General features: G+C 40.1%; 14 protein-coding genes. 9 read left to right on the forward strand and 5 right to left on the reverse strand.

What is annotated here, in order from left to right; genetic code table 11:
- Positions 1–50 precede the first annotated feature (50 nt).
- Positions 51–1,460, forward strand: coding sequence for a YfcC family protein (locus tag ACFSX4_RS02165; RefSeq protein WP_377771097.1), 1,410 nt, complete (start codon positions 51–53; stop codon positions 1,458–1,460).
- Between the two features lie 64 nt (positions 1,461–1,524).
- On the opposite strand, the gene mscL is transcribed toward ACFSX4_RS02165, so the two are convergent.
- Positions 1,525–1,899 carry a large conductance mechanosensitive channel protein MscL gene (mscL, locus tag ACFSX4_RS02170; protein ID WP_377771099.1) on the reverse strand — a complete coding sequence of 125 codons (375 nt, stop codon included), beginning with the start codon at positions 1,897–1,899 and terminating at the stop codon, positions 1,525–1,527.
- Positions 1,900–2,155: 256 nt separating this feature from the next.
- Between mscL and acnA the strand changes: the two genes are divergently transcribed.
- Positions 2,156–4,858 (forward strand): aconitate hydratase AcnA, encoded by a 2,703-nt coding sequence (acnA, locus tag ACFSX4_RS02175; RefSeq protein ID WP_377771101.1) that lies wholly within the window; start codon positions 2,156–2,158, stop codon positions 4,856–4,858.
- 94 nt (positions 4,859–4,952) lie between these two features.
- On the opposite strand, the gene ACFSX4_RS02180 is transcribed toward acnA, so the two are convergent.
- Together ACFSX4_RS02180 and plsY are read right to left on the reverse strand one after the other, a co-directional pair.
- Complete coding sequence (locus ACFSX4_RS02180; RefSeq protein ID WP_377771103.1) at positions 4,953–5,237, reverse strand: HesB/YadR/YfhF family protein; 285 nt, start codon at positions 5,235–5,237, stop codon at positions 4,953–4,955.
- Positions 5,238–5,257: 20 nt separating this feature from the next.
- Complete coding sequence (plsY, locus tag ACFSX4_RS02185) at positions 5,258–5,848, reverse strand: glycerol-3-phosphate 1-O-acyltransferase PlsY (RefSeq protein WP_377771105.1); 591 nt, start codon at positions 5,846–5,848, stop codon at positions 5,258–5,260.
- Positions 5,849–6,327: 479 nt separating this feature from the next.
- Here plsY and parE point away from each other — a divergent pair, with 479 nt between their 5' ends.
- The 3 genes from parE (at position 6,328) to ACFSX4_RS02200 (ending at position 12,251) form a co-directional block, all read left to right on the forward strand.
- Positions 6,328–8,316, forward strand: coding sequence for a DNA topoisomerase IV subunit B (gene parE / locus ACFSX4_RS02190; protein ID WP_377771107.1), 1,989 nt, complete (start codon positions 6,328–6,330; stop codon positions 8,314–8,316).
- The gene (parC, locus tag ACFSX4_RS02195) at positions 8,306–10,717 is read left to right on the forward strand and encodes a DNA topoisomerase IV subunit A (RefSeq protein WP_377771109.1); all 2,412 of its coding nucleotides are present in this window, start codon (positions 8,306–8,308) and stop codon (positions 10,715–10,717) included. Before parE ends, parC begins: the two co-directional genes overlap by 11 nt.
- 64 nt (positions 10,718–10,781) lie before the next feature.
- Complete coding sequence (locus ACFSX4_RS02200) at positions 10,782–12,251, forward strand: alanine/glycine:cation symporter family protein (protein WP_377771111.1); 1,470 nt, start codon at positions 10,782–10,784, stop codon at positions 12,249–12,251.
- Between the two features lie 178 nt (positions 12,252–12,429).
- Here ACFSX4_RS02200 and ACFSX4_RS02205 read toward each other — a convergent pair whose 3' ends face one another.
- The gene (locus ACFSX4_RS02205; RefSeq protein WP_377771113.1) at positions 12,430–12,867 is read right to left on the reverse strand and encodes a hypothetical protein; all 438 of its coding nucleotides are present in this window, start codon (positions 12,865–12,867) and stop codon (positions 12,430–12,432) included.
- Positions 12,868–12,972: 105 nt separating this feature from the next.
- Entirely contained in the window at positions 12,973–13,932 is a 960-nt protein-coding gene (locus ACFSX4_RS02210) for a DUF1002 domain-containing protein (protein ID WP_377771115.1), read from the reverse strand.
- Positions 13,933–14,171: 239 nt separating this feature from the next.
- Between ACFSX4_RS02210 and ACFSX4_RS02215 the strand changes: the two genes are divergently transcribed.
- The 4 genes from ACFSX4_RS02215 to ACFSX4_RS02230 all read left to right on the forward strand — a co-directional run bounded on the left by ACFSX4_RS02215 (position 14,172) and on the right by ACFSX4_RS02230 (position 19,622).
- A complete protein-coding gene (locus tag ACFSX4_RS02215) occupies positions 14,172–15,431 on the forward strand; it encodes an aminoacyltransferase (RefSeq protein WP_377771116.1) in 1,260 nt (419 codons plus the stop codon).
- An 8-nt stretch (positions 15,432–15,439) separates the two neighbouring features.
- A complete protein-coding gene (locus ACFSX4_RS02220) occupies positions 15,440–16,708 on the forward strand; it encodes a peptidoglycan bridge formation glycyltransferase FemA/FemB family protein (protein WP_377771118.1) in 1,269 nt (422 codons plus the stop codon).
- 23 nt (positions 16,709–16,731) lie between these two features.
- The gene (locus ACFSX4_RS02225) at positions 16,732–17,976 is read left to right on the forward strand and encodes a peptidoglycan bridge formation glycyltransferase FemA/FemB family protein (RefSeq protein WP_377771120.1); all 1,245 of its coding nucleotides are present in this window, start codon (positions 16,732–16,734) and stop codon (positions 17,974–17,976) included.
- A 239-nt stretch (positions 17,977–18,215) separates the two neighbouring features.
- Entirely contained in the window at positions 18,216–19,622 is a 1,407-nt protein-coding gene (locus ACFSX4_RS02230; protein WP_377771121.1) for an MDR family MFS transporter, read from the forward strand.
- Positions 19,623–19,860: the final 238 nt, after the last annotated feature.

Raw genomic sequence — 19,860 nt, forward strand, 5'->3', positions numbered from 1 at the left:
CGATTGTTTATGTATATAATGGTATACATATTAAATTTGGAGTGGTTATTATGGCAGATTATAAAAAAGATCCAAGGGATATAAGCAGCAGGTTTCCGCATACTTATGCAATTCTGCTTGCAGTGGTTATTATTGGTGCGGCACTCAGTTACATAATACCTGCCGGGGAATATGACAGGGTGGAACAGGGAGAACGTACAGTGGTTGTCAACGGTTCGTATGAACAGGTGGCACAAGATCCGGTATCAATATTCGAACTTTTCATGTCTATTCCTACAGGATTGATTGAAGTGGCAGACATTATTTTTTACGTATTCTTAATCGGCGGTGCATTTGGCGTGATACGAGCGACAGGTGCAATTGAGGCGATGGTGCAGAAAATAATGACAAGTATGCAGGGAAATGAGAAGTTAATGATTCCGGTAATCATGACTGTATTTTCAATTTTAGGATTTACAACCGGAATGTCTGAAGAAGCTATTATATTTGTGCCGATTGGTATTGTTCTTGCAGTAGCACTCGGATATGATGCAATGGTTGGTACGGCAATGGTAACACTGGGTGCTGCATCCGGTTTTATCGGTGGTATGTTTAATCCATTTACAGTTGGTGTGGCACATACTTTAGCCGAACTCCCGATTTTCTCAGGTGCGTTATTTAGAAGCGTCGTATACGTATTTGTACTTGGTGCAGCCATACTGTATGTGATGCACTATGCGAAAAAGGTAAAGAATAATGAAAAGGCAAGTTTGATATACGAAGAGAATCAGCGCGGACAGATTAACTTTACAGCAGATGTCATGGAATTTGATGCTTTGAAGAAAAGACACGTTGCAATTTTGACAGTATTTGCACTCGGTGTCGGTGTTAATATTTACGGTATATTTGTCCACGAGTGGTTTATTACAGAAATGGCTGCGAACTTCTTTGTTGTTGGTATGGTGGCAGGATTAGTTGCCCGCATGAGAATTAACGACATATTTGACGCGTTTATCGAAGGTATGAAGCTGGTGGTATTTGGTGCGATTATTATCGGTTTTGCCCGTGCAATACTGGTTGTTTTGGAATCCGGTATTATTATTGATACAATCATATATTCAATGAGTGGTGCACTGGATATGATACCAAATGCTTTAACTGCACTTGGCATGTTAGTGATTCAAGTTATTATTAATTTCTTTATCCCGTCAGGATCCGGGCAGGCAGTAACAACAATGCCTGTAATGATACCAATTGCGGATCTTCAGGAAATGCCGAGACAGGTTGCGGTGCTTGCCTTCCAGTACGGAGATGCGATTACGAATACGATTATTCCGACGTCTGCGTCTTTAATGGGCGTTCTTGCAGTTGCCGGAATTCCATATTTAAAATGGGTGAAGTTTGTGTGGAAAATCACTGTTATCTGGCTTTTAATTGCAGCAGTCGGATTAGTGGCTGCAACGCTTATCAATCTTCAGTAAGTTATATAATGACAAACAAATGAGCAGATACCCAAACTTCTGGGGTCTGCTCTTTTGTTTTATCTTATAATGGTTTTTGATTATCTTTCTCCACCAGAGCATCTCTGATTTCCCGGAGAAGTACAAGCTGTTCATCTTCGACATCTTCTTCAATGAACCGGTTTCTCGTTAGTTTATTTGCAAGTTTAACAAATAAAAAGACTGCAGCACCGACAATGATGAAATCAATAATTGACTGAATGAAAACACCGTATGTAATGCCCATATACTCCCAGCTGGAGGTGAAGTCTGTATCTCCGAACAATAAAGCGACCGCAGGCATAATGATATTTTCTACAAGTGCTGTAACGATTTTGCCGAAAGCAGCACCGATCACGACTGCGACTGCCAGATTTAAAACATTCCCCTGCATTAGAAATTCTTTAAACTCTTTCCACAAGATAATCACCTCCTGTCCTGAAATGTAGAGTTATCATATCACATTAAGAAAATATATATTAATGTGAAAGTTCATTTATGTGCAATATCTTCTTTAAATAAATGATAGTTATGATTTTATTTATATTTGATAAGTTTAACTTATTTTATCGCTAATTTATTTGTATCAATTATTGAAAGATTTCTCGTTTACTTGATGGTTTTTTTAGGTATACTTATTATATAAGAATTATTATTATTTAGGGGGCTTTATTATTATGGGTCAAAACATTAGTGAAAAAGCGAAGCAGTCGTTTGATTTAAATAATAAATCATACAATTACTTCAGCTTGAAAACCCTTGTGGATAAAGGCTATTCAAAGACTGAAAATCTGCCTTATTCCATTCGTGTTCTGCTTGAATCCGTTTTAAGACAATATGATGGTTCTGTCATTAATGATGAACACATCAAATCTCTGGCAACATGGGACGAAGGAAATAATGAAGGAAATGAAGTGCCGTTTAAACCGTCACGTGTTATCCTTCAGGACTTTACCGGCGTACCTGCAGTCGTAGACCTCGCATCACTGCGTAAAGCAATGGATGGTGTCGGCGGCGATGTTCAGAAAATCAACCCTGAAGTACCTGTGGACCTTGTTATTGACCACTCAGTACAGGTTGATGAGTATGGTACTGAAAATGCGCTTCAGAGAAACATGGAGCTTGAATTTGAACGTAATGAAGAACGCTATGAGTTCTTAAACTGGGCAACAAAAGCATTTGATAATTACCGTGCTGTTCCGCCTGCAACAGGTATTGTGCACCAGGTAAACCTTGAATACTTAGCCAATGTTGTTCATGTGAGAGAAGAAAACGATGAGCTCGTTACATTCCCGGATTCATTAGTGGGGACTGACTCCCATACCACAATGATTAACGGACTCGGTGTCCTTGGATGGGGTGTCGGCGGTATTGAAGCTGAAGCAGGTATGCTTGGTCAGCCGTCATACTTCCCTGTACCAGAAGTAGTCGGTGTACGTATGGTGAATTCACTGCCGGAAGGCGCAACTGCAACAGATCTTGCGCTTCGTGTCACTGAACTTTTACGTCAAAAAGGCGTTGTTGGAAAGTTCGTTGAATTCTTCGGTAAAGGTGTCACTGAACTGCCGCTTGCAGACCGTGCAACGATTGCCAACATGGCGCCGGAATATGGTGCAACATGTGGTTTCTTCCCGGTCGATGATGAAACAATCGATTATATGAGATTGACAGGACGGCCTGAAGACCATCTTCAAGTGGTTGAGAAATACTTGAAAGAAAATGACATGTTCTTCAATGCAGAAGTAGAACCGACATATACAGATGTAGTTGAACTCGATCTTTCTGAAGTAGAACCATCATTATCAGGTCCGAAACGTCCACAGGATTTAATTAAATTATCCGATATGAAGTCAGAGTACAAAAAATCCGTTACTGCTGAAAGCGGCAACCATGGTCATGGTCTGGATGAAAGTGAATTTGATAAGAAAGCAACAATTAACTTCAACGACGGACATACTTCCGAGCTTAAAACAGGGGATCTTGTGATTGCAGCAATTACATCATGTACAAACACATCCAACCCGTATGTAATGCTTGGTGCCGGTCTTGTGGCTAAAAAAGCAGTTGAAAAAGGTCTTGAAGTTCCGGATTATGTGAAAACATCACTGGCTCCGGGTTCAAAAGTAGTTACAGGGTATCTTGCGAATTCAGGACTTCAGGAATATCTGGATACACTTGGATTTAACATTGTCGGATACGGCTGTACAACTTGTATCGGTAACTCAGGACCGCTCCTTCCTGAAATCACTGAAACGATTTCAGATAATGATTTACTTGTGTCATCTGTATTGTCCGGTAACCGTAACTTTGAAGGCCGTATTCATCCGCTTGTTAAAGCAAACTACCTGGCATCACCACCACTTGTAGTTGCTTATGCACTTGCAGGAACAGTAGATATCGATCTTCGAAATGAAGCACTCGGCAAAGACCAAGACGGCAATGATGTATTTATGAGCGACATCTGGCCAAGCATCCAGGAAGTTAAAGATGCTGTAATGGAGACTGTTACTCCGGAATTATTCCGTAAAGAATACGAAAGTGTATTCGATGCAAACGAGGTCTGGAACCAGATTGAAACAACTGATGCACCATTATATGATTTCGATCCTGAGTCCACTTACATTCAGAACCCGACATTCTTTGAAGGATTATCTAAAGAACCGGGCACTGTTGAACCGCTTTCCGGTCTCCGTGTTCTCGGTAAATTCGGAGACAGTGTAACAACAGACCATATTTCACCGGCAGGTGCGATTGGTAAAGATACTCCGGCAGGTAAATGGTTGATTGAACAGGGTGTATCTCCGCGTGACTTTAACTCATACGGTTCCCGCCGAGGAAACCATGAAGTGATGCTCCGCGGTACTTTCGCGAACATCCGTATCCGTAACCAGATTGCTCCGGGTACAGAAGGCGGCTATACGACTTACTGGCCGACCGGTGAAGTGACAAGCATCTACGAAGCATCTGTTAAGTATCAGGAAGAAGGCACCGGACTGGTTGTTATTGCCGGTGACGATTACGGTATGGGATCCAGCCGTGACTGGGCAGCAAAAGGTACAAACCTTCTTGGTGTGAAAGCAGTCATTGCTGCAAGCTATGAGCGTATCCACCGTTCAAACCTTGTTATGATGGGTGTGCTTCCGTTACAGTTTGTTGACGGTGAAAATGCTGAAGACCATGGTCTTGACGGCAGTGAAACGTTTGACATTGCGATTGATGAAAAAGTACGTCCTGGAGATATTCTGGATGTTACTGCAACAAACACAGACGGCGAAGAAAAATCATTCAAAGTCAAAGCAAGATTTGATTCTGAAGTGGAAGTTGATTATTATCGTCACGGCGGTATTTTACAGCTTGTACTTAGAAATAAATTGAAATAAAAGATGAACCCAGGTGCCCGGGCACCTGGGTTTCTCATATAAAAAGGACGTGCAAATTAATTTGCACGTCCTTTTTGATACAGTTATTAATACTTTAATCGTTTTTAGGGATGAATTTAATCTCTTCACCATCGACATCTATTGTCAGTTTATTATCTTTAAAATACCATAAATCTGATTCATTGATGAAGACAATCAGATTATTGAATTCAAATGTTTCTGCATCATCCGGGATAGTATCCACTGTAATTGCAGGAGAGAATCCCTGTTTCAGCTGAGTTTCCCCACCGTATCTCACGTAGAGATTAACGCCTTGATGACTTTCCGGTTCAAGCTCTTTTTCCAACCATTTCAGTGCTTTGTCTGTAACTTCTATCATAAATAATCATCCTTTCAAAATTACATGAAGGTTATTTTTGATTCGGTACCGTCTATTATACGCTTGATATTAGAAATATGTCTAACAATGATAACTATTGAAATGATGACTGCAACAATAATGAGCAATGGATCCCATAAAATCAGGGAAATGATTAAAAACGAGATTGCAGCAACAATGCTCGACAGTGATACATATTTACTGATTTTCAGTGTCAGCAGGAATAATGAGACTAATATAATAAAGACAATAGGATTATATGCCAAAACTGCACCAGATGATGTAGCAACTGCCTTGCCACCCTTAAATTTTAAGAATACAGGGAAAACATGACCGAGTGTAGAAACAAGTCCGAACAACAGCACAGGAACATTCACTTCAAGTGGTATGTAAGTTGCTGCCAGTACAGGAATTACCCCTTTTAGGATATCAAGAACAAGTACGACACTGCCAGCCTTCATTCCGAGTACCCGGAATGTATTGGTAGAGCCGACATTACCGCTGCCGTGTTCACGAATATCAATTTTATAAAACAGTTTTCCAACGATTAAGCTGAAAGGGACAGCACCAAGTAAATAACTGCCAATGACGAGGAGAATAACCGTAGTCATTTATGCCAGCTCCTTTATTATCAGGTATTAACAGTTTACCATAATTATTTTCATTTTAGAATTAAAATAATAGTTTACTGTAATTTTATTATGTAAACTTAGTGAGGAGTATCTAGAAATAAAATAGACAAAAGTAAGTGGGAATTCTCTAAAACGCCACAGAAATTTATATTTTCTGAATCTGTAGCATTTAAAGCCTCTTTTCGCTACAGATTGTAATTGAGTCGGTATTCTGTGTCATTTTTAAGCTGATTTCGCTACAGAATACAGATTTTCTCCAAACTGTGTCACTTAGTATAAAATTTAGAAGGTGCCGACATTTTTATGCTGCATCAAAAAAATAAACCAATATTTCACTACGATTAATGGTAATAATAATGGAAAGCTTAAAATCTGTTATAATAAATAATTGTTGCTGCTTTATCATTATGGTAAAGTAGATTTATTAAACGAACGTATGTTTGTAGGAGGTCGCAACAGTGCCAGGTAAAGGAAATTATTCTGATGATTCAATACAAATACTTGAAGGTCTTGATGCGGTAAGGAAGCGTCCGGGGATGTATATCGGTTCCACGGATGCAAGAGGACTGCACCATTTGGTATATGAAATTACTGATAATGCAGTGGATGAAGTACTGAACGGCTACGGCAACAGTATCCGCATTACAATTAATAAAGACGAAAGTATTACAATTATAGACAACGGACGCGGTATGCCGACAGGGATGCATGCTTCAAAAAAACCGACGCCGGAAGTCATTTTCACTGTGCTTCATGCTGGTGGTAAATTTGGTTCCGGGGGCTATAAAACTTCCGGCGGGCTGCACGGGGTGGGTGCATCCGTTGTGAATGCACTCAGTGAATGGCTGACACTTAAAATTCACCGTGACGGCGAGATTCATGAGATGTCATTTAAGAATGGCGGTAAGGTGGATATGCCGCTTAAAGTGACAGGCAAAACAAGAAAAACCGGTACGGAAGTTACTTTTAAACCGGATAAAACAATATTCAAATCCGGCACGTCTTTTAATTTTGAAACGATTACTGAAAGAATGAGAGAGTCGGCCTTTTTATTGAGCGGCTTGGATATTAAACTGACAGACTTAAGAAGTGATGAACCGAAAAAAGAGTCATTTCAATATGATGACGGTCTGAAGTCATTTATTGAATTTTTGAATGAAGGTAAAGACTCTATCGGTCAGATTGTGACTTTTAATGGTGAATATCAGGAAATTGAAGCGGAAGTCAGCTTCCAGTACACAGACCAGTACACGGAGACTATTATATCTTTTGTGAACAATGTCAGAACAAAGGACGGCGGGACACATGAGGTTGGGTTTAAAACAGGATTTACCCGTGTCTTTAATGAGTATGCAAGAAAAATTAAAGAGCTGAAAGATAAGGATAAAAATTTAGAAGGCAATGACATCCGTGAAGGACTGACGGCAGTCGTATCGGTGAAAATTCCTGAACATCTGCTGCAGTTTGAAGGTCAGACAAAAAGTAAGCTCGGTACACCGGAAACCCGTAATGCGCTTGAGTCATTGATGAATGATAAACTGCCGTATTATCTCGAGGAAAACGGTACGCTCAGTACGCAGCTTGTGAAAAAAGCAATCAAGGCAAGAAGTGTTCGTGAAGCGGCACGTAAAGCACGTGAAGATGCGAGAAACGGAAAGAAAAATAAGAAACGCGATATGCTCTTATCCGGAAAACTGACACCCGCACAGAGTAAAAATGCAAAGAAGAATGAGCTCTTTTTAGTAGAGGGTGATTCTGCAGGAGGCTCCGCAAAGCTCGGCCGTGATAGAAAATTTCAGGCGATTCTGCCTTTAAGAGGTAAGGTGATTAATACTGAAAAAGCACGGTTTGAAGATATTTTCAAAAATGAAGAAATCAATACAATCATTCATACAATCGGTGCCGGTGTCGGTACGGATTTTAATATTGATGATGTTAACTACGATAAAGTAATAATTATGACCGATGCGGATACGGACGGTGCGCATATTCAGGTACTGCTTTTGACATTTTTCTTTAATTATATGAGACCGTTGTTTGAAGCAGGGAAAATCTATATTGCACTGCCGCCTTTATTTAAACTTGAAAAAAAAGCAGGCAAGAAGAAGGATATCCGTTATGTATGGACCGAAGATGAATTGATAACAGCACAAAATGAAATGGGTAAAAATGTTGAATTACAGCGATATAAAGGTCTTGGTGAAATGATGGCCGGCCAGCTGTGGGATACAACGATGAATCCGGATACCAGGACATTGATTCAAGTGAGAATTGATGATGAGGCACAGTCCTTAAAACGTGTGACAACTTTGATGGGTGATAATGTAGAGCTCAGAAGAAAATGGATCGAGTCCAATGTGAGTTTCACACTGGAGGAAGAGGAAAGTATTTTAGATAATGATGAAATGGAGCATTTAGAAGGGGAGGATGATCAGCTTGACCGATAGTATCCAGCAGTTGAAGCTAGAAGACGTCATCGGCGACCGCTTCGGCCGTTACAGCAAATACGTCATTCAAGATCGTGCAATTCCTGATGTCAGAGACGGTCTGAAACCAGTGCAGCGCCGTATTTTATATGCAATGTACAAAGAGAATAATACATTTGAAAAAAATTACCGTAAAAGTGCAAAAACAGTCGGTAATGTAATCGGTAACTACCACCCGCACGGTGAATCAAGCATATATGACGCCATGGTCAGACTCGGCCAGGAGTGGAAGATGCGTGAGGAACTAATTCTTATTCACGGGAATAAAGGGAGTGTAGACGGTGATCCGCCGGCTGCGATGCGTTATACAGAAGCGAAACTCTCTAAAATTTCAAATGAAATGCTTCGTGACATTAATAAAAATACTGTGAAATTCATGAATAACTTTGATGATACGGAAGTTGAACCGACAGTACTTCCCGCAAAATTCCCAAACCTTCTGGTCAATGGGTCTACAGGAATTTCAGCCGGATATGCAACGGACATTCCGCCGCATAATTTAGAAGAGGTCATTGATGCGACACTAAAGGTGATTGATAAACCGTCTGTAAAAGTGGACGAATTAATGGAGATTATTAAAGGACCGGATTTCCCGACAGGTGCGATTATTCAGGGGCGTGAAGAGATTAAACGGGCATATGCGACAGGCAAAGGACGTATTATTGTCAGAAGTAAAGTCACAACAGAAGAGATGCGCGGCGGGAAGACATTGATTGTAATTGATGAACTGCCGTTTGAAGTGAATAAAGCGAACCTGGTGAAAAAAATTGATGAAATCCGGGCGGACAAAAAAGTAGACGGTATTCTTGAAGTCCGCGACGAGACGGACAGAGAGGGCTTAAGAATTGCGGTTGAACTCCGTAAAGATGCAAATACAGAAGGTATTATTAACTACTTGTATAAACGGACTGATCTGCAGGTCACATATAACTTTAATATGGTCGCAATCAGTGACCGGGCACCGAAGCGGCTCGGCTTAAAAGAAATTCTGGCGAGCTATGTCAAACATCAAAAAGAAGTCATCACAAACCGCTCACAGTATGAACTTGAACATGCAGAGAAACGGATGCATATTATTCAGGGATTAATGAAAGCTTTATCTATACTTGATGAGGTTATCAGAATCATTCGTGAATCGGATAATAAAAAGAATGCGAAATCCAATTTAATAGAAGCATATGGTTTTACTGAGATGCAGGCAGAAGCAATTGTCATGCTCCAGTTGTACCGGTTAACGAATACAGATATTGTTGAGCTTGAAACAGAGCACAGCGACCTTGAATATACTATTAATCAGCTGAGGGAAATACTCGGCAGTGAAAGTAAGCTGCTTTCTGTGATTAAGCGTGAACTGAAAAGTATTAAAAAAGAGTATTCAACAGAGCGCAGAACTTTAATTGAAGATGAAATTGAAACGATTGAACTTGAAAAAGAAGTGCTGATTACTAAAGAGGATACATTTGTTTCATTGACAAAAGACGGTTACGTCAAACGTACAAGTCCGAGAAGTTTTAATGCGAGTACAGTGGAAGAAATCGGTATGAAGGAAGAAGATCGTCTGATTTTCCTGAAAGAAACGCATACACTGGAGCAGCTGCTGGTGTTTACCAATCACGGTAACTATTTAGTGATTCCGGTAAATGAACTGCAGGATATCAGGTGGAAGGATAACGGGCAGCATTTATCCAGCCGTTTCAATCTGAAGCAGGATGAATACCCTGTGAAGGCAGTGACTGTTGAAAATTATGATGCGCCTTTATTTGTTGTGACAACAACGAAAAAAGGACAGATTAAAGTCACGGCGTTAAAGCAGTTTGAAGCGGTGCGGATTAAGCGGCCGATTGTCTGCATGAATTTAAAAGCAGGTGACGAAGTGACTGCTGTGAATTTTTCCGCTCACGGAAAAGACGATATGTTATTTGTGACCGCAAAAGGAATGACTCTAAGATATACGCTCGATAATGTAAATGAGACAGGATTGAAGTCTCAAGGGGTCAAAGCGATGAACGTTAAAAAGGATGACGAAATCGTTATTCATCAGTTTATCCATGACGAAACACACCTTGTGACTGTCTCAAACCGCGGTGCTGTCAAACGTACAGATTTATCTGTGTTTGAAGAAGGCGGCCGCAGTCAGGTCGGATCAATGTTATTAAAAGATATTAAGTCGAAGCCGCACCGTATTGTAGGAGGCGGATTGATTCAGGGTGATGCGCGGATTGTTATGCAGTCGGCACAGTCGCAGTTTGAAACGACCGCACGTTCAGTCAGAGTCACAGGAAAATATGTCAACGGCTCATTTGTTGTGGAGGAAGAACAGTTCGGTATTGTAGAAGAAGCATATATTGAGCAGCAGATTTAAAATTGAATTACTACAGCACCCCACTTGATGATATAATAATGATTATCTAAGGGGGTGCATTTTTATGGAAAGATTTATGGATATATTTGAACAAGTGATTGCTGTGGCAAACGGCCTCTTGTGGGGAGACTTTTTAATAGGAATATTAATTGTTGCGGGCTTATATTTTTCATTGTCCTCACGCTTTGTACAGCTTCGCTGGTTTAAAGAAATGTTTAAGGTAATCAAGGAACCTTCTGAAACACTGCCGGATGGTTCTAAAGGTATTTCGGCTTTTAAAGCATTTACCATCAGTGCCGCTTCACGTGTCGGTACAGGTAATGTTGCCGGTGTTGCGACAGCAATTGTTCTCGGTGGTCCGGGTGCTGTATTCTGGATGTGGGTGATTGCATTTCTTGGTGCGGGGTCTTCATTCTTCGAGTCAACACTTGGTCAGCTTTACAAGGTAAAGGATAAAGAAGGCGGCTTCCGAGGCGGACCTGCATACTACATGGAAAAAGGTCTCGGTCAGCGCTGGCTGGGTATATTCTTTGCGATACTTATTACAGTGACATTTGCCTTTGCATTTAACGGCTTACAGGCGAATACGATTGCTGCTGCTTATAACGGCGCATTTAATATTGACCGCAGTGTGATTGGTATTATACTCGCTATCTTAACTGCACTGGTTATTTTCGGCGGTGCGAAAAGAATTGCGAATGTGACCAGTTTGATTGTACCGGTCATGGCAGTGATTTACTTAGTTGTGGTTATTATTATTTTAGTATTAAATTATGATATGATTATTCCAATGATTACGGAAATCTTTGCGCATGCGTTCGGCGTAAGAGAAGTCTTCAGTGGTGCAATCGGAGCTGCGATCCTAAGCGGTTTCCAGCGCGGATTGTTCTCGAATGAAGCGGGTATGGGTTCTGTACCGAATGCCGCTGCTGCGGCTGCTGTGAGCCATCCTGTGAAACAGGGATTGATTCAAACGCTGGGTGTTTATTTTGATACGATGGTTGTATGTACTGCGACTGCCATTATCATTCTGATGTATACTGACTTAAGTCACGGTCCGGATGCAATGCAGGGAATCGAAGTAACACAGGCGGCGATGACATCACAACTTGGACAGTTTGGTGCTATATTTGTTGCGGTAGTCATTCTGTTATTTGCTTACAGTTCAATTCTCGGGAACTATTTCTACGGCCAGAGTAACCTGAACTATATTAAAGAAAATCCAGTTGTATTATTTGTCTTCAAAATATTGGTTATCGGCATGGTTTATGTCGGTGCGGTAATGGATATTTCATTGGCATGGGATACAGCGGATGTATTTATGGCATTAATGGCAGTGACGAACTTAGTAGCAACTATCGGACTCAGCAGTATCGTTATCAAGTTAATGAAAGACTACAGTGATCAGTTAAAAGCGGGTAAAACACCTGTTTTCTATATTGATAACGTAGACATTGACCGACACGGTATTGAGGAGTGGGACAGAGACCGCTACGATAAACAGAAACAGGAAAAAGAACCTGTTGAAAAATAAGTGATTAGTCTCCGCCGCCCGGCGGGGACTTTTAATTTAATACGTAACAAACTAAAGACCACCGATTCTAAATGAGCCGGTGGTCTTTATCTTTCACAGCGGTTAATCTGTAATATCAATGGTAATGTGAGAATCCAGTTCAGGGATCTTCTCCCACATTTCACGGGATGTCTTTTAACTACAAATCTACTTCCACGAAATATACTGGAGCGCCGTTTGAAAGTGTTGTTAACGCTTCGAAATGCCTGACGGCTCCGTTGTCATAATCGTAGTCGGTATGAAGTAGTTCAGATTGATACGTGTTATCCCGGATATCTGTTTCACTGAACGCGCTGAACACCATTGTCAGCTCTTCATGGTCGTTAGTAAATGTTATCTTGAGTGCGTCTTCATCCAGTGTGTAGCTTCCGCTGATTTCACTGTCGTTCGTCTGTGTGACTGTTCCGCGGTTGAACTTAAAAGTCGTCATAAAATCTGTACTGACGTCACTCCCGTCCATAGGGTTAATGATAACATTGGACACACCAAATGACTTTCCGGATAATGAGTCACTGCTGCAGCCGGTAACTGTAAGGAATAAAGATAAAATCATCATGGTTTTAAGTATCTCTTTCATACTTACCGCCTCCTTATATATAGATTACCGGGATATTACTGCTTTCTATCACTCATCATTCATTTTTTACAATAAAAATCCCCGGCGCTTTTGCCGGGGCATTAATTAAAATAATCCTCTGAAGAAATTCATTAAACTGTTAAAGAAGTTTCTGAGTGCATCCATAAAGGACTGCCATGCACCGGATTCCTGGATTTCCTGTCCAATTTGTTCTGCCTGTGCACGGGCGTCTTCAAATGCATCACTGGAAGTAATCTGATCAACGAGGTCTCTGGAACTGTCCACGAGTCTCTGTGCTTCTTCACCGGTAAAAATACCGGAATCTCTGATATTTAAGATGATGACGATAATACGGTTAACCTGGTCTTCTGTCAAAATGCCCTCAAGACCGTTTTCCTGAATTTTTTCATCAACAATCTGGCGGACATCTTCCTCAGTCACATCACCGTTAAACTGATTAATAATTTCTACTTTGACTTCGGTAATCATTTTATTCAGCTGAACATCAGTAAAGCCGTCCACGTTCTCGTTTTCCTGTGTGATATCGGAAATCACTTCAAGTTCGTCCTGCGCATTTTGTGTCCGCTCTTCAGGGATATCTTCACCCTGAATGTTGTAAGCTTTATAAATACCGGATAATGCACTTTCTCCTGTGACATCTGTTGCTGCTGCGATGGTTACTTCAGCATCTGTAATACCTGAAGTTAACAATGCATTTTGATAAGTCTCATCAGTAATCTGGGTGATTTCACCCATTGTTTCATCAACGGTGATTTTTAAACCGTGACCGGGGTCGTGCTGGATAATACGGATACTGGATTTCAGTACAGAATTATCGTAAGTCTGACCGAGGTAGCGGCTCACATCTTCACTATATACATAATCCACAACATCACTGTCTTCTGTTTGAAGGAGGTCCGCTGTATCATTTCTTAAATTTTCATCGGATTCCAGTGCTGCGCCGTATATAGTTACTGCTTCATTCCATTCAGAAGCAGCTTCTGCTTTGGCACCGAACGGGAGAAGGAGCAGTACAGTCATCATTAAAATGGTTCTTTTTAACATTATATTCCACCTATTCATTTTAGTTTCATATATAATACTATATTCAGGTGAGGGTTACAATTTATTATACTATTTTGCATGTCAGGTTCAGCCATGATTCAATAGATGCTTAATGATATAATATTATGGGAATAGTAATCTATGTATGAAATCGACACAATCACAGGGATATTTGATGAAACGGAACTTAAAATCTGATACGATACTATAGGTGAAAAAAAGTGGACAGGAGTGCCGAGATGCAATTTACTGAATTAACGACAGAGGAGTTCGAAAGATTTACGGTCGAACACTTCAGTCATTTTACGCAAACAATCGAAAATTACCGTTTAAAAACAGAGAGCGGTGTAGAAACTTACTTAGTGGGTGTGAAGAGTGACGGAGATGTGCGGGCTGCGTGTTTAGTAACACTGAGTCCGGTGATGAAGATTTATAAATATGCGTACACGAACCGCGGGCCTGTCATGGATTACAGTGACAAGCGGGTCTTTGATGTGTTCTTTGAAGGACTGAATGCATTTTTGAAACCCAAAAAAGTGATGTATTTAAGAGTGGATCCGTATGAAGCAATGAATGAACGGGATCATGATGGAAATATTACCGAGGATCTCGGTGTGCGTTATATATTTGATTATTTTGATTCACAGGGCTTTAAGCATGACGGCTTTACTAAAGGATTTGACCCTGTTATTCAAATCAGATGGCATTCTGTACTGGATTTAAAAGACAGAAGTCCGAAAGAATTACTGGATAATATGGATTCTCTCAGAAAACGTAATATTAAGAAGGCGGAGAAACTCGGTCTTCATATTAAATTTTTGGATCTCGATGAGATTGATGTCTTCAGAAAGTTTATGAAGGATACGTCAGAGATGAAATCATTTATTGACCGTGATGATGAATTTTATATCAGCAGAAAGAAACACTTCAAAGATAAAGTGCTGATTCCAATGGTCTATGTTGACCTTGAAGACTACACACAGTCAACCAAAAAAGATAAAGAGAAGCTTGAGAAGAATATAGAAAAGGCACAGAAGGCAGTTGAAAAAGATCCATCCAATGAAAAGCAGAAGAAGAAAATTGTGAATCTCACGGATCAGCTTAAGAACATCAATGATAAATTCATTGAGGGTGAGGCACTGCTGAAAGCACACGGTAAGGAACTGCCGGTGGCAAGTGCGTATTACTTTATTACACCGCACGAAGTGGTCTATCTTGCCGGAGGGACAGATAACAGATACAGACATTTTGCGGGCAGCTATCTAATTCAGTGGCAGATGATTAACTATGCCCTTGAACATAATATTGATTTATACAACTTCTACGGTATCAGCGGTGATTTCACTGAAGATGCGGAAGATTACGGTGTGATTCAATTTAAAAAAGGATTCAATGCAAAAGTAAATGAGTATGTCGGTGACTTTATCAAACCGGTGAACAAGCAGGCATATGCGCTGTATAAGGGATTAAATAAAGTACGGACAAAATTAGGAAAGTAGGGTAAGGCATGAAGTTTACAGAACTGACAGATGAAGAGTATCAGTCATATATCAACCTTGGAGAGGAATCTGCATTTTTCCAGATGCTTGAGAATAAAAAGAACCGTCAGCTGGATGATCAGGAAGTCCGTCTGCTTGGTGTGAAGGATGACAGCGGCAGTGTTATCGCAGCATGTTTATTTACATTAAAATCAACAGGGCTTGGAAAGTACTTTTATTATTCAAACCGCGGTCCTGTACTGGATTATCATAATCATGATTTAGTGCGTTTCTATCTGAAAGGCTTAAATCAGTATTTAAAGAAAAACAACTGTTCATATGTGAAACTTGATCCAAACTGGATTTATAAGAAATATGATAAGGATGTTAATGAGAAGACAGACTACCCAGAGCAGGATGTACTGATTCAAATTTTAGAAGATGAAGGATACATTCATCAGGGATTCACAAGAGGTTACTCCAAAACATCACAGGCACGTTGGATGAGTGTACTTGATGTCAGCCCGTTTAAAAATGATAAAGAGCTTGTGAAATCATTTGATTCACAGAGAAAAAGAAATATTAAAAAGGCACAGAAATACGGTGTGAAAGTGCGTTTTCTTGATGTTGATGAACTGGATATTTTCATGAAACTTTATCTGGATACTTCTGAACGCCAGGGTTTCTTTACACATCCGGACCCGCTTAAATACTTTACCCATTTTAAAATGACATATGGTGATAAAGTATTAATTCCACTGGCTTATCTGGAGCTTGATAAGTATATAGACGGGCTCAATACGGAATTAAATGATCTTTCTGGCCGCTATCAGCAGATGGATGCGAAAGAAAATAAAAATGATAAAACCATTAATAAGATGAAAGAACTTGAAAAGCAGATTTCAAAACATGAAGCGGATGTGCTGGAAGCGGAGGATATCCGTAAGAAAGAAGGCAACACACTGAACCTTGCTTCAGGTATTTATTTTGATACGCCGTATGAGCTTGTATATAATTCAGGGGCCTCAACAACTGAATATCCGCAGTTTGTCGGACCATATATGATGCATCTTGAAATGATGAAGTATTGTATGGAACATGATATCGCACGTTATAACTTCTACGGTGTCAGCGGTGACTTCAGTGAAGACGGTGAAGATTACGGTGTCTACAGATTTAAACGTGGATTTAATGCAGAGATAGAAGAACTTGCCGGTGACTTTGTGAAAGTTGTTTCACCGATTCAATATAATGTGTACAAGGCAAAATCCAAACTGAACCAAATGATTAAGAAGTAATTGATGAAAGGTTTGAACTTTCGATGCATACACAAATAATCTCAGAACAGGTATTTAAAATATTTATCGACGGCTATCATGGATACATGCATTACTTTCATGACCCGTTGTATTATGATTATATTTCCAATATAAATGAAACACATCTTCTCGGGCTCTTTGACAATGATATGTTAATCGGTGTATCAATGCTCAGTTCAACCTCTGTACTGAAGAAATACCGTCTCTTTACCTCGCATACAGGTCCGTTAATCGAAGACATTACCAATGACAGACTGAAATTCTTTTTGGAAGAAATCGATGCGTATGCGAAATCAAAAAATGCACTGCAGATGATTCACTCTCCTTATATGGTCTATCAGCTAAGAAACAGTGAGGGTGAAGTGGCAGATGAAGCGGGGAATAATCCTGAACTCGTTAAAATATATGAGGATATGGGATACAGACACCACGGCTTTACTAAGCAGCTCGTAACTGAGGAGCTCCTGCGTCATCAGGCAGTGATTGATATTGATCAGTCACTGGACGCGCTCAAAAAGAATATGGATTCAACCACCCGTTACAATACGCGGCAGGTTGAACTGATGCCGCTTAAAATAAAGTTCCTCGGGGAAGATGAATACGACCGGTTTATCAAAATTTATAAAGATACCGAGGAAAGAATCGGCTTTGACCCGGTTCCGGAGAAAAAGCTGAGAACAATATTAAATACGCTGAAGGATAAGATGTATTTAACATTAACGTATATTGATCTGGATGAATATATGCAGCAGCTGCAGTCAGAGCTTGAAACATTTGAAACGAAAGCCCAGACGCTGCGGGATGATATTGACAGCGGCAAAGGGACAAAAGGCACGAAAAAGCGTCTGAATCAGGAGCAGCAGCAGATTGATTCCAGAAACAGCAGGATTAAAAAGATTAAGAAGTTTCATGACAGTCACGGCAGTGTGCTGGAACTCTCTGCAGCAATGTATTACTACAATAACCATGAGATGGTGTATTTATTCAGCGGCAGTGATCCTGAGTTGTCTTATTTCATGGGAACGAACTTTGCGACATGGGAAATGATAAAGAAAGCGCAGGACCTTGGAGTGAAGCGGTTTAACCTTTCCGGATTGACGGGGGACTTCACTGAAAATGCAAAAGATTTTGGTGTGTACCGGTTTAAAAAAGGTTACAATCCCGTAATTGAAGAGCTGCCGGGCACTTTTGATAAAATTTATAAGCCTGTGATTTATAAAGTTGCACACAAACTTGGAAAAATATAATAGAAATATTAATGGCCCGGTACACCATCTTCGTGATGGGTGCCGGGTCTTTGTTAAATTGTAATTACTAACCCGTGGTTTAAAAAATCAATGTTCACATCATGATATGGCCGGATGTCAAATTTTTACCTTGGACAGAATAAGATAATCAATGTAGTATGAAAAAGAGAACAGCAGGATGAGTATATCTTCATGAAAGATGTATAATATAAATAATCTTGCGTGAAGGGATACAGAACATGAATGATATACATAAGCCAACCATTGTAGCCCTGCTGCTTGCAGGGTCTTTTATTGCGATTTTAAACCAGACATTGATGATTACTGCCATACCGCCGATCATTAATGAAATGAATGTGACACCGAACAGTGCGCAGTGGCTGACAACAGTATTCATGCTGGTTAATGGAATTATGATTCCAATCAGTGCGTTTTTAATTGAACGCTTCACAACGAGACAGTTATTTATAACTGCGATGAGTATTTTTGCAGCAGGAACACTGCTCGGTGGAACAGCACCGAATTTTGAATTTTTGATTGCGTCAAGAGTCATCCAGTCCATTGGTGCAGGAGTGATGCTGCCATTAATGACAACAGTGTTTTTATTGATCTTTCCAATTAATAGAAGAGGCTCTGTCATGGGATTAATTGGTCTTGTCATTTCTTTTGCACCTGCGATCGGTCCTGTAATTTCAGGCTGGGTCACGGAACATTATCACTGGCGGGTATTGTTTTATATTATTCTGCCCATCGCAGTGATTGATATTATCATTGCTTTATTTGCACTGCGGAATGTTACAGAAGTAAAGAAAACAAAATTTGATGTACAATCTGTCATCATGTCTTCGTTCGGCTTCGGTGGTATTCTTTACGGTGTAACTAATGCAGGAAATTTCGGCTGGAGTGCGCCGATTACAATTGTTACACTCGGAATCGGTATTCTGTCCCTGATTTTGTTTATTACACGACAGCTGAAATTAAAACATCCAATGCTTGAATTTAGAGTCTTTAAATATGCGATTTTTCCATTCAGTGTATTTATCGGTTCCATTACTTTTATGGGATTAATCGGAACGGAAACATTAATTCCTTTATATATGCAGAATATGAGAGATTTCAGTGCCTTTGAAGCTGGACTTTCTATGCTCCCCGGGGCATTAATCACAGGTTTAATGGGACCGTTTATCGGCAGACTGTTTGATAAAGTCGGTGGAAAGTGGATTATACTTCCCGGTTTAATCATTATTACCTCGGCTACGATTCCATTTATTTTTATTGATATCAATACCACCTTTACATTTATTATGGTCATATATGCACTCCGGATGCTCGGGCTTTCCATGATTATGATGCCGATACAGACAGCGGCATTAAATCAGCTGCCAAAATCACTGATTCCGCACGGTGCAGCATTGGACGGCACAATGCGTATGGTGGCGGCTTCTGTCGGAACAGCAGTGCTGGTCACAATTATGACTTCTGTCACCGCTGCATCCGAAGGAAATGCATCCATTCCTTACCCGGATATTTTTGGAGTGAATGTTGCATTTGGAGTCATCGGTATCCTCGCCTTATGTACATTAGCAGCGTACTTCTTTATAAAGTTTGATCCGCCGCCTTCTAAACAGGCAGAGCTTGAAAAATAAAATAACGATCATCATTAAAAGCCTTTGTGTTTACCGGACACAGAGGCTTTTTACGTCACGAATTATTATAATTCACATGAAGACTGTATTTTAATTCCATTATTTTTTGTTTATGATGTATAATTTCAAGTATAAAACGTACCCACCATAAAATGATTGAATCACTCAATGATATATTTAGAAGATTTTATTCCTGTAATACGGTATGTGGACTAAAGTACATGTTGTAAGTTAAATA

Source organism: Corticicoccus populi, assembly GCF_042686195.1.
GTDB classification, from domain to species: Bacteria; Bacillota; Bacilli; order Staphylococcales; family Salinicoccaceae; genus Corticicoccus; species Corticicoccus populi.

Bases quoted from the DNA above. Each gene is read 5' to 3' on its own strand.
- ACFSX4_RS02165 (WP_377771097.1), top strand. From the start codon at position 51: ATGGCAGATTATAAAAAAGATCCAAGGGATATAAGCAGCAGGTTTCCG.
- acnA (WP_377771101.1), top strand. From the start codon at position 2,156: ATGGGTCAAAACATTAGTGAAAAAGCGAAGCAGTCGTTTGATTTAAAT.
- ACFSX4_RS02180 (WP_377771103.1), bottom strand. From the start codon at position 5,237: ATGATAGAAGTTACAGACAAAGCACTGAAATGGTTGGAAAAAGAGCTT.
- plsY (WP_377771105.1), bottom strand. From the start codon at position 5,848: ATGACTACGGTTATTCTCCTCGTCATTGGCAGTTATTTACTTGGTGCT.
- ACFSX4_RS02200 (WP_377771111.1), top strand. From the start codon at position 10,782: ATGGAAAGATTTATGGATATATTTGAACAAGTGATTGCTGTGGCAAAC.
- ACFSX4_RS02205 (WP_377771113.1), bottom strand. From the start codon at position 12,867: ATGAAAGAGATACTTAAAACCATGATGATTTTATCTTTATTCCTTACA.
- ACFSX4_RS02210 (WP_377771115.1), bottom strand. From the start codon at position 13,932: ATGTTAAAAAGAACCATTTTAATGATGACTGTACTGCTCCTTCTCCCG.
- ACFSX4_RS02215 (WP_377771116.1), top strand. From the start codon at position 14,172: ATGCAATTTACTGAATTAACGACAGAGGAGTTCGAAAGATTTACGGTC.
- ACFSX4_RS02220 (WP_377771118.1), top strand. From the start codon at position 15,440: ATGAAGTTTACAGAACTGACAGATGAAGAGTATCAGTCATATATCAAC.
- ACFSX4_RS02225 (WP_377771120.1), top strand. From the start codon at position 16,732: ATGCATACACAAATAATCTCAGAACAGGTATTTAAAATATTTATCGAC.
- ACFSX4_RS02230 (WP_377771121.1), top strand. From the start codon at position 18,216: ATGAATGATATACATAAGCCAACCATTGTAGCCCTGCTGCTTGCAGGG.